The following is a 9,114-nucleotide window of genomic DNA, read 5'->3' on the forward strand; positions in this document are numbered from 1 at the left end:
ATTCCGGCACCCGGCGCTGCCTACAGTGCGAGCGCGGAGGTTGCATCCGGCCTCCGGTCGCCGCTCGAAGAGAACCAGGATGGTCCAGAACACTATGGCTACCCCCCTCACAGCCATGTCCCGATCCGATCTGCTCGGCACGATCATGAGGGAACACCGGGACGGTCTCGTCTCGTACGCCGAGAAGATGCTGGGTGACCACGGACTCGCCGAGGACATCGTCCAGGAGACGATCATCCGTGCCTGGCGGAACATCGACCGGCTGCTCGGGATGGAGGGGGCGGTCCGTGGCTGGCTCTTCACCGTGACCCGGCACCTGGTCATCGACTGGGTACGCAAGCCCCACGCGCGCCGGGAGGTCGTCGGAGTCAGCTACAGCGATCCCGTTCTGGGCGCCGACAGCATGGAAGCGGTGCACCACGCCCTGGTGGCCCGGCCCCTGCTGCGCCAGCTGTCGCCCGAGCACCGTGCCGTGCTGGTCCACATATACCTGTGCGATCGCAGCATCCAGGAGACAGCCGGCATCCTCGGGGTGGCCGCCGGCACCGTGAAGAGCCGTCAGCACAACGCGCTGCGCAAGCTGCGCAACGTGGCCCGCCCGGAGGCCGCTTAGCGGTGGGCCGCCGTACCTCGCCCGCCACCCTCTCGTGTGTCGCACCGCTCTTCTCCGCCGCTGTTCGCGCCGGTTGCCGGCTCCCCCGGTGTGATCCGGGTCAGTAGCCGGTCGAGTCCAGGCAGGTCTCCAGCGCCGAGGTCAGCCGGCGCCGGAACGTCTCGCCGCGGGGATGGTGGCCGATGGAGCGGATAAGTTCCGGCAGCAGGTACTGCTCGGCGACGATCCACTCGGCGGCGTCCGCGCGGCCGCCGAACCGCTGGGGCCGTACACCCGGCCTCGGTGGCGGCAGGATCACGGTGGAGCGGTTCGGGGCGAGCAGGGCGGTTGCGGCGTCGGCGCTGTAAAGGTAGTGCTCGAACATCCGGGACAGCGCCTCGGACCGTACCGTCGGCGCGTCGAGGAGCGAGCTCAGCTCCCTCGCGCAGGTGCGCAGCAGTTCGTGACATGTGTACCTGCCCGCGGCCGGTTCGACGAGCAGACAGTGGTCCATCAGCTCGGCCACGTCCTGCCGGGTCCTGCGCAGGTCGGTGCCCGCCAGGCTCGCGGCGGCAGGCACGGTGATGTCCCGCGAGGGGTGCAGGCTGAGCAGCCGGAACAGGCGTGCGGCGCTGCTGCTCAGCGCTTCGTAGGAACTGTGGAACGCACTGCGGATGTCGGTGCGGGCGTCGCGGCCGGACAGGACGTCGAGACAGTCGTCGGTGTCCCTGAGCCTGGCGGCGAGCGAGGCCAGGGGAAAGCGGGGCTGGAGCTGTGTCCGGGTGGCGGCGACCGCCAGCGCCAGCGGCAGCCCGCCGCACAGCTCCACGATCTCGACCGCGGCGGAGTACTCGGCTCTGATCCGGTCGGTGCCGAGGCGCCGGTCGAGCAGTTCGAGCCCCTCCGCGCGGGTCATGGGCTCCAGCGTGATGATCCGGGCGTTGTCCGTGACGGCGAGCCCCTCCATCTGCCGCCGGCTCGTGACGATGGCGAGAGAGCCCGGAGCGGCGGGCAGCAGGGGACGTACCTGTTCGCAGTCCTCGGCGTCGTCCAGGACGAGCAGCAGCCGACGCCCGCCCAGCGCGGTTTGGTAGGCGGCGGCGAGCGCGGCGGGACTCGGGTGCGAGCGGTCGCTCTCCACACCCAGCGCGTCCAGCACCTCGGTGATGGCCTCGGCCGGTTCGAGCGGGGACCGCGAGGTGTGGTGGCCCTGGAGGTCGACGTAGATCTGTCCGTCGGGGAAGTGGTCGGCGACCAGATGGCCCCAGTGCACGGCCAGCGTCGTCTTGCCGACGCCGGCCATGCCGCAGATCGCCGCGGTCATCGTGGGCGGCCGGCACTCGCCTTGCAGCGGGAGCAGTTCCAGGCAGTGGCTCAGCGCCTGCCGGCGGCCGGTGAAGGAGAGGCAGTCCGCGGGCAGCTGGGCGGGCCGGTCGGCCTCCCGGGCACGAGGTGCCACGGCGACCGGGTCCCGGAGCACCCTGCGCTGGAGCAGATGCTGCTGGGCGGCGCGCAGTTCGGGGCCGGGCCCGACACCCAGCTCCTCGGCGAGCGCGCCGCGGATGTTCTCGAACTGCCGCAGGGCTTCGGCCTGTCGGCCGGTGACCGCCAGCGCGCCGATTAACCGGGAGTGCAGGGCCTCGTCGAAGGGGTGGCTCTCCACGGCGTGCCGCAGCACCGCCAGCACCTCCTCCGTCAGAGCGGGGGCCGAGGTCAGGACGGCGTCGGCGGCTTCCTTCACCGTCGCGACGAACTCGTGGCCGACCGAGGTGAAGACCGGGTGCCGCGCCACCGAGGTGCCGGCGGCCACGACGGGCCCGCGCCACAGCCGCAGTGCCTCGACGAAGTCCTGCGCGGCCTGCGCCGGGGCGCCGCCCCTGACCGCGAGCTGCGCCTGGGCGCGCAGGTCGCGAAAGCGCAGCAGGTCAGAGGTCGAGGCGTCGACCAGCAGGCGGTATCCGTCGGCGGCGCGGACGAGGTGTGCCGCGTTGGTCCGGCTGCGCAGCTCGGGTTCGAGGGTTCTGCGCAGCGCGCCGATGTGCCGGTGCACCACGTTGACGGCGCTGGTCGGCGGTTCGTCGTCCCAGAGGATGTCCACCGCTTCGCTCAGGGTGAGCGGGCCGGGGGCGCGGAGCAGCAGCAGGGCGAGCAGGGCGAGCCGTTTCGGGGGGCCCAGACCGATCTCGGTGTCCCCGCGCATCGCGCGCACGGCTCCAAGGATTGAGTAGCACTGTCGCGTCCATCTCGCGGCTGGCCTCGCTGTTTCTCATCTGGTGCTGCTGGTTGCCCGTCCGGTCTGTCGGCACAGCAACGGTGGGGGGCCAGGCCGTGTCGTGCCGAGGAGCCTGTTGCCAAGACCGCGAAGTTTAGCCATGTCGCGTGACATGTTTCCGCAACCGAGGGACGGTCTGCGCCAGGTGTCATGGATGCCCTGAGGGCGCGGGAGGTGAGCGGGTATGTCATGAACCTCCGAGGGGCCGAAACGGCTTGCCGGGTGTGCCGACGCGAGGCTGCCGTGGTGCTCTCCTTCGCGGTGGATCGGCTGGGCGCGCGGACCCCGACCGGAACCGCTCCCGGTCGTGCCCGACGCCGACACCAGTGTGTCAGCGCCTACGTGTGGCGGTATCGGTCCGCTGACTCGGCACATTTCCCCGGGTCGATTCCCCGGTGCGTCGAATGACGGTCGAGGTGTGACCGGACCCGTGATCCGCATGTGTATCTCCTCGCACACACACGTAACCGCTTTGACCGGTGACGACTGTTCCACAGGATTGCGTCACCTGTCAAGACGGTTACTTTGCGGTCGCGGGTGCCGGCAGCGGGACCCGGTGGTGGATCATGCGGTGGTGATCGGTGCAGATGCCTGCGTGCGGGTGGTGAACTCCGCCGGGGCCGGATTCCGTTCATCCTCATGACGGGTCTCCGCCGACCGGTGAGGAAAGGAGCACCCGTGTACGTCCTGATCCCCGACGATCCGGTGTTCTTCGCGAAGTTCCAGAGCCTGGAGGAACCGCTCCTGCGCCACCTGTACCGACTGCACAACGAGGGTTCCGGATCCGGGGGGACGCGGATCGTCTCGGATGCCTACGACAGCTGGGTGCAGGTACTGCTGAAGCTGCCGGTGTGGTCCCGGTGGCACACGGGCGAGACGTCCGCCGAGCCGTCGGCGGAGCAGCCGCGGTACACCCTGCACAGCGCGCGGGGCGACCAGCTGACGAGTCTGTACCGACCGAGGTGGCCGCGGCCTACCTGGGACACCTGACGGCCTGCCTCGATCTGTTCGCCGAAACCGGCAGGACCCGGCGGGCCGGACGGAACCGGACGGGTGCGAAACCGCAGGAGGCCGAGCAGGGCTTCGTCGACGTCTTCCGGCGTGTCCTGGACGTGTTGCTGCTGCCCCCGCCGCAGGGGCTGCTGGACACCCTGCGGCATGCCGTGTGCCGGGAACCGGTCGTCTCCGTGACCCTGCCGGAGGAACAGGAGGCGGAGCACCGGGAGTTCTGCGAACAGACCGTGACCTTCCTGAGCTCGGGCGACACCTTCGCCTTCCGCAGCCACCGGGCCATGTACCCCTGAGAGCCGCCCAGGAACGGCGGCCGGCCGGCTGCCGTCGCGCCAAGTGTGCTGAACCTTTCCGGCCCGCTGCACCGTTCTCCGGTTGGAATGCTCTGCCGCCGGACACGCGGGCGGCTGAGCCGCGACGGGACTCGGAGTCCAGCCACCCCGCAGGTGGTCGGATCCCGTTCCCGCACTGGCGGCCGGAGTTCTCCCCGGACCGCCGGTGCGCGCAGTTCCGTCGCCGGCGCGCACGGGCCGTGTGCCACCGCTGCCGGCTCGCCCCCGCCCGCGGGCACGACCCCGGGGACGGATCCTGCCGGGGCCGGGCCGCGGATCCAGGCCCAAGCCGTCCAGAGAGGGCCGGTCCGGCCGCGGTCTGCTTCCGTGTCCCCGACACGGCAGCGGACCGCGTGCCGTCATTGGGGAGGGAAAAGGCGGCGGCGCACCCGCCACGGCCCGGTGGAACCGGCGGATGTGCGCCGCGCGAACCACCCCTCGGCGGGTGCGCGCGGGAGGACCGGCCGCCGAGCCGGTCCACGGCGTCGGGGCCCGGGCATCGGAAGTCGGGGACCGGACATCCGAAGATGCACGGCGGGACGTCACGGCGGCGCCCGATCCAGGAGGAGACGGCGCTGACGCCGCGTCCCCGGAGCGAAGCGACGGCCGGGGCGTGGGTGGGGCGGCCGTCCTCATGTCGGGGAAGAGCACGAGGACGGCCGCCCCGTCCTGCGACCGGGCCAGCCAATGAACATCCTGGCCGCAGGGGCTCTTCTCTGGGGAAACGGGATTGGAGACCCGGCGGGTTCACGGACCGGCCGGGGCAATCGCTCCGAGATGCCCGCGGCGGGAAGGGCGCGACCGGGCGCTACGTCACCTCTGCCGTGTGCGGAGGCCCTGTCAGTTTGTCCGGCGTCCTTGATCCCGCGCAGACCGGAGTGCCGGATGACGAACGACCCGACGGCGCAGCCGGATCCGGGAACCCTCCCGGATCCCGCTCGGCTGCGCCGGCACGTGGAGTTCCTCTCTCTCGGACCGCGGATGGAGCGGGCCGAGGCGTACGTCCGGGAGGAACTGGCCGCCGCCGGCTGGTTGGTACGGCGACGCCCGTTCGACGCGCGTTGGCAGCTCGGCGCGACGGACCGGCACGGTCACCGCGCGCTCGCCCTCAAGCCCCGTCTTCACCGGCGGTTGCGCGGTACGAACCTCATCGCCACCCGGCCCGGCGCCGCCGCCGGGCCGGTCGTGGTGGTCGGTGCCCATCTGGACAGCGTCAGCGGCAGCCCGGGCGCGGACGACAACGCCTCCGGGGTTGCGGTGGTCCTGGAGACGGCACGGCTGCTGGCCAGGGCACCCGTCCCGCCGCGTGTCGTCCTCGCCGTCCTGGACATGGAGGAACTCGGACTGATCGGGGCCCGTCAGGCGGCCCGCGAACTCGGCCGCGACGCCGAGGTGTGCGGGATGATCTGCCTGGAGTCGGTCGGGTACTTCTCGGACGCCCCGGGCACCCAGCGACTCCCGGTCGGCTTCGAGAGGCTCTTCCCCGAGGCGTCGGCCGAGACCCGGGCAGGCGGTCACCGGGGCGACTTCACCCTCGTGGTGCACCGGCGTTCCTCGGCCGCGGCCGCCGAGACCCGGCGGCGCGCCGCCGCCGCGGCACCCACCGCGTTGCCGGCTCTGCTGCTGCGGGACCGGCGGCCCGATGGTCCGCTGGGCCTGCTGATCGGGCTGGCCGTACCACCCGCCAACCACCTCGGGCGCAGCGACCACGCACCGTTCTTGAACCGCGGAATCCCCGCGCTGATGCTCACGGACACCGCGAACTTCCGCAATCCGCACTACCACCGGTCCAGCGATCTGCCGGACACCCTCGACTACCGGCGTCTGGCCTCGGTCGCCGCCGCCACCGACGTGACCGCCGCCTCCTGGTCCGGCACCCGCCCCGCGCCATGAGCGGACCCGGCAGGAGCACGGGACGGGCGGAAGAACGGGGGCGGGACCGGCGCACCTGTCCACTCACACCTGTCTGTGACACCATGCGTGTACGAAGACGCAACACACGTGTCTCAGGAGTGTTCCACCGGAGGCCCCATGTCCGCACCGTCCGAACCCGCCGAGCCCACCGCGGGAGGACCCGCTCTGGTGCTCGGTGACAAACCCGCGGCCGTCCTGGAAGCCGCCGTGTGGGCCATGGCCGCGCTCGTGAGCACCCAGCGGCAGGCCCTGTCGGAGCCTCTCGCCGACGTGCTCCTGCACGATCCGCAGCGCACCGCGGTCCTGGAGAGCGTGGGCCTGGTCGGTCGGGGCCCCGACGGGTACGTCCTGCATCCCTCGCTCCCGCAGGCGGACGCGGCGACGGCGGGCAGCGCGGTGGAGGCGAAGCTCAGCTCGCTGCGGCAGGCCGTCGCCGCCGCCTCCGACGGGGCGGGCACGCCGGAAGGAGGCTGGGGCGCGCAGAGCGACGAGGTGCTGCTCAACCAGGGGCGGGCCTCCGCCGCGACCGGGCGTGCGCTCGCCGGGAGGGTCGTGCCGCGGCTCGCCGGGTGCGCGGAGCGGCTGGCGGCCGAGGGCAGCCGTGTCCTCGACGTGGGCACCGGCGTCGGCGCGCTGGCCCTGGCGCTGGCCGGGAGCCTTCCCGGAACGAGGGTGGAGGGCATCGACGTACTGGAGCGAGCGCTGGACCTGGGACGGGCCGAACTGGCCGCCGCGGACCCGGCGGTGGCCGTCCGGGTGTCGCTGCGCCTCCAGGACGCGGTGGACGTGTCGGAGAAGGACGCCTACCAATTGGTCTGGCTGCCGGCGCCGTTCCTGTCGGAGGCGGCCCTGACAGCTGCCCTGCCCCGGCTCGCCGAGGCGCTGGCACCGGGGGCGTGGCTGGTCGCGGGGACCAATCCGGTCGCCGAGGACGCGCTGCGCCGCTCCGTCGGCCGGTGGACCGCGGTACGCGGCGGCGGCAACTCCTTCGACACGGCGCGTATGAGCGAGGAACTCGAAGCCCTCGGGCTGGGGGAGACGAACACCTTCCCGACCGTGCCGGGCGGCCCCGTCCTCGTCGCGGCCCGGCGCTCCGAGCGCTGAGCCGATGCCCGACTGCGTCATGACGCTCCCCGGGCCCGGCCGGCCGAGCACGGTGCGGACGCCGCGGCCTGCGTCGTCCGACCGCCGTGACCGGCGTCGCAAGAGCCTCACGGCCGGCGGCGGTACGGCCGACGATCAGTCGGACTGTGCCCTCGGCCCCTGGAGCAGATCCTCGGTGGCGACGTCCCAGTCGAGCTCGGCGAGCTCGCGGCCGGCGGGAACCAACCGGTAGGTGTACTCCAGCCACTCCGCCAGCGGCGGCACGGGCAGTTCGAACAGGGCTGCCATGTCCCGGGAGGCCAGCTGGAGCAGCGCGGTGGCCCGGTCCTCGGGGTGCGACGGCCAGATCTGGACGTCTCCGAGGCCGCTCACCGAGTACAGCCCCTGCTGAAGGAGGTCACGGCCGATCCGCCACAGCACGCGCGGGCCGCCCTCGATCAGGAACTCCACGCACACGACCAGGGGGGACTCCGGGTCGAACCGGAACTCCGCCCTGATGGGCTGGCGGGCGGAGACGTCCAGCACACGCTCGATGTCCAAGATCAGCTCAGGGCTGTCGTACGACCCTGTCGTTAGGGCCTGTACCTCGGGTCGGTTGCCGCTCATGACGAGTTGGGTCCTTCTCTCCGGCGGATGCTGGCACGACCTACTCTCGTCGTCGCGGCGACGTCGTACATAAGTAACTTGACCGTGCTACGACTCAGTCATCGATGGTGAGGCGGACGACCGGTGCCCGGCAGGCGGACCGCTGTCCACCTCGTGGAAGCCCGTGCGGGGCGGCCTGTGAGCAGCGCGCGGGAGCCTCGGCGGCCGCGGGCGGCCCAAGATTAAGTCATTCGACTGTCGCCCCTGACCTGCGGCTGAACGATCCTGAAACCGTCGCCGTGTGCCGGTGCCGGGCGACGGTCGTCATGCTCGGAGGAGCCAGCCGTGAACCGTACTCCCGTCGTCTTCATCCATGGCGCGTGGCTGCACGCGCTTTCCTGGGAGTCATGGGCCGAGCGTTTCGCCAGCCGCGGGTTCCTCGCCCTCGCCCCGGGCTGGCCGGGGGAGGCGGCCGCCGCCCGGGAGGTGCGCACCTCCTCCTCCGGGGTGTTCGCGGGCATCGGCCTGGACGCGCTCACCGACCACTACGCGCACATCGTCCGCTCGTTCGACATCGCCCCGGTGATCGTCGGCCACTCCGTCGGCGGCCTGATCGCCCAGCACCTGATCGGCGCCAACATCGGGCGGGCCGCGGTGGCCATCGCGCCCGCCCCGGTCAACGACGTCCCGCGGGCCGCCGCGCCGTCCCCCCTGTGGACCCCCGGCGGTGCCGACGAGGCCGGTGGTCTGGTCACCCTGTCACCGGCCCGGTTCCAGCAGGGTTTCGCGAACACCGTCGGGGCCGAGGAGGCCGCCCGGCTCTTCGAGCGCTACGTGGTGCCGACCCCCCGCCGTCTGCTCGCCGACCTCGGGTACGCCGGCGCGGCGCGCAGCACGCGCGCGCTGGTGGACGTCGGCAACGCGGACCGCGGCCCGCTCCTGCTGATCTCCGGCCAGGAGGACCTGCTGGTGCCCGACGCCGTCACCCGCGCGATGTACAAGCAGTACGGCGACTCCACGGCCGTCACCGACCTGAAGCAGTTCGCGGACCGCGCCCACTCCCTGGTCATCGATGGCGGGTGGCGGCACGTCGCCGACTACGTGCTCGGCTGGCTGGACGAACGTGGCCTGCGCGCGCACCCGGCGTAGGACGCGACCGGCCGCCGGGACGCCTACGGTACCGTCACACGGTCTGCTCACCGGGGGCCTTGCCCAGCGCGTCGCGCAGGGCGGCGCGGGAGGTGATGCCCAGTTTGGGGAAGACGCGGTAGAGGTGTGAGCTGACGGTGCGCGGGGACAGGTGC

At 72.3% G+C, this 9,114-nt stretch carries 9 protein-coding genes; 6 read left to right on the top strand and 3 right to left on the bottom strand.

What is annotated here, in order from left to right:
- Positions 1-115 precede the first annotated feature (115 nt).
- Positions 116-613 carry a sigma-70 family RNA polymerase sigma factor gene (locus tag ACZ4UV_RS51700; protein WP_467850141.1) on the top strand — a complete coding sequence of 166 codons (498 nt, stop codon included), beginning with the start codon at positions 116-118 and terminating at the stop codon, positions 611-613.
- Between the two features lie 100 nt (positions 614-713).
- Here ACZ4UV_RS51700 and ACZ4UV_RS51705 read toward each other — a convergent pair whose 3' ends face one another.
- Positions 714-2,792: an AfsR/SARP family transcriptional regulator gene (locus tag ACZ4UV_RS51705; protein ID WP_467850155.1), complete on the bottom strand. Its 2,079-nt coding sequence runs from the start codon at positions 2,790-2,792 to the stop codon at positions 714-716.
- A 750-nt stretch (positions 2,793-3,542) separates the two neighbouring features.
- Between ACZ4UV_RS51705 and ACZ4UV_RS51710 the strand changes: the two genes are divergently transcribed.
- The 4 genes from ACZ4UV_RS51710 to ACZ4UV_RS51725 all read left to right on the top strand — a co-directional run bounded on the left by ACZ4UV_RS51710 (position 3,543) and on the right by ACZ4UV_RS51725 (position 7,225).
- Positions 3,543-3,854, top strand: coding sequence for a hypothetical protein (locus ACZ4UV_RS51710; RefSeq protein ID WP_467850143.1), 312 nt, complete (start codon positions 3,543-3,545; stop codon positions 3,852-3,854).
- A complete protein-coding gene (locus ACZ4UV_RS51715) occupies positions 3,827-4,168 on the top strand; it encodes a hypothetical protein (protein WP_467850146.1) in 342 nt (113 codons plus the stop codon). The genes ACZ4UV_RS51710 and ACZ4UV_RS51715 overlap by 28 nt, the downstream gene beginning before the upstream one ends.
- 924 nt (positions 4,169-5,092) lie before the next feature.
- Positions 5,093-6,100, top strand: a complete 1,008-nt coding sequence (locus ACZ4UV_RS51720; RefSeq protein ID WP_467850149.1) for a M28 family peptidase — start codon at positions 5,093-5,095, stop codon at positions 6,098-6,100.
- Positions 6,101-6,238: 138 nt separating this feature from the next.
- On the top strand, positions 6,239-7,225 hold the full coding sequence (locus ACZ4UV_RS51725; RefSeq protein ID WP_451023079.1) for a methyltransferase domain-containing protein: 987 nt from the start codon (positions 6,239-6,241) through the stop codon (positions 7,223-7,225).
- Between the two features lie 135 nt (positions 7,226-7,360).
- On the opposite strand, the gene ACZ4UV_RS51730 is transcribed toward ACZ4UV_RS51725, so the two are convergent.
- The gene (locus ACZ4UV_RS51730; protein ID WP_451023080.1) at positions 7,361-7,831 is read right to left on the bottom strand and encodes an SsgA family sporulation/cell division regulator; all 471 of its coding nucleotides are present in this window, start codon (positions 7,829-7,831) and stop codon (positions 7,361-7,363) included.
- Between the two features lie 324 nt (positions 7,832-8,155).
- Between ACZ4UV_RS51730 and ACZ4UV_RS51735 the strand changes: the two genes are divergently transcribed.
- The gene (locus tag ACZ4UV_RS51735) at positions 8,156-8,959 is read left to right on the top strand and encodes an alpha/beta hydrolase (RefSeq protein ID WP_467850152.1); all 804 of its coding nucleotides are present in this window, start codon (positions 8,156-8,158) and stop codon (positions 8,957-8,959) included.
- 34 nt (positions 8,960-8,993) lie between these two features.
- Here ACZ4UV_RS51735 and ACZ4UV_RS51740 read toward each other — a convergent pair.
- Positions 8,994-9,114, bottom strand: a 121-nt coding sequence (locus tag ACZ4UV_RS51740) for a LuxR C-terminal-related transcriptional regulator (RefSeq protein WP_451023082.1), incomplete at its 5' end; no start/stop codon positions are given.

The sequence above is a fragment of the Streptomyces sp. NPDC028289 genome (assembly GCF_055565975.1).

Excerpts from the sequence above, each read along its gene's own strand:
- ACZ4UV_RS51700 (WP_467850141.1), top strand. The coding sequence starts at position 116 with ATGTCCCGATCCGATCTGCTCGGCACGATCATGAGGGAACACCGGGAC.
- ACZ4UV_RS51705 (WP_467850155.1), bottom strand. The coding sequence starts at position 2,792 with ATGCGCGGGGACACCGAGATCGGTCTGGGCCCCCCGAAACGGCTCGCC.
- ACZ4UV_RS51720 (WP_467850149.1), top strand. The coding sequence starts at position 5,093 with ATGACGAACGACCCGACGGCGCAGCCGGATCCGGGAACCCTCCCGGAT.
- ACZ4UV_RS51725 (WP_451023079.1), top strand. The coding sequence starts at position 6,239 with ATGTCCGCACCGTCCGAACCCGCCGAGCCCACCGCGGGAGGACCCGCT.
- ACZ4UV_RS51730 (WP_451023080.1), bottom strand. The coding sequence starts at position 7,831 with ATGAGCGGCAACCGACCCGAGGTACAGGCCCTAACGACAGGGTCGTAC.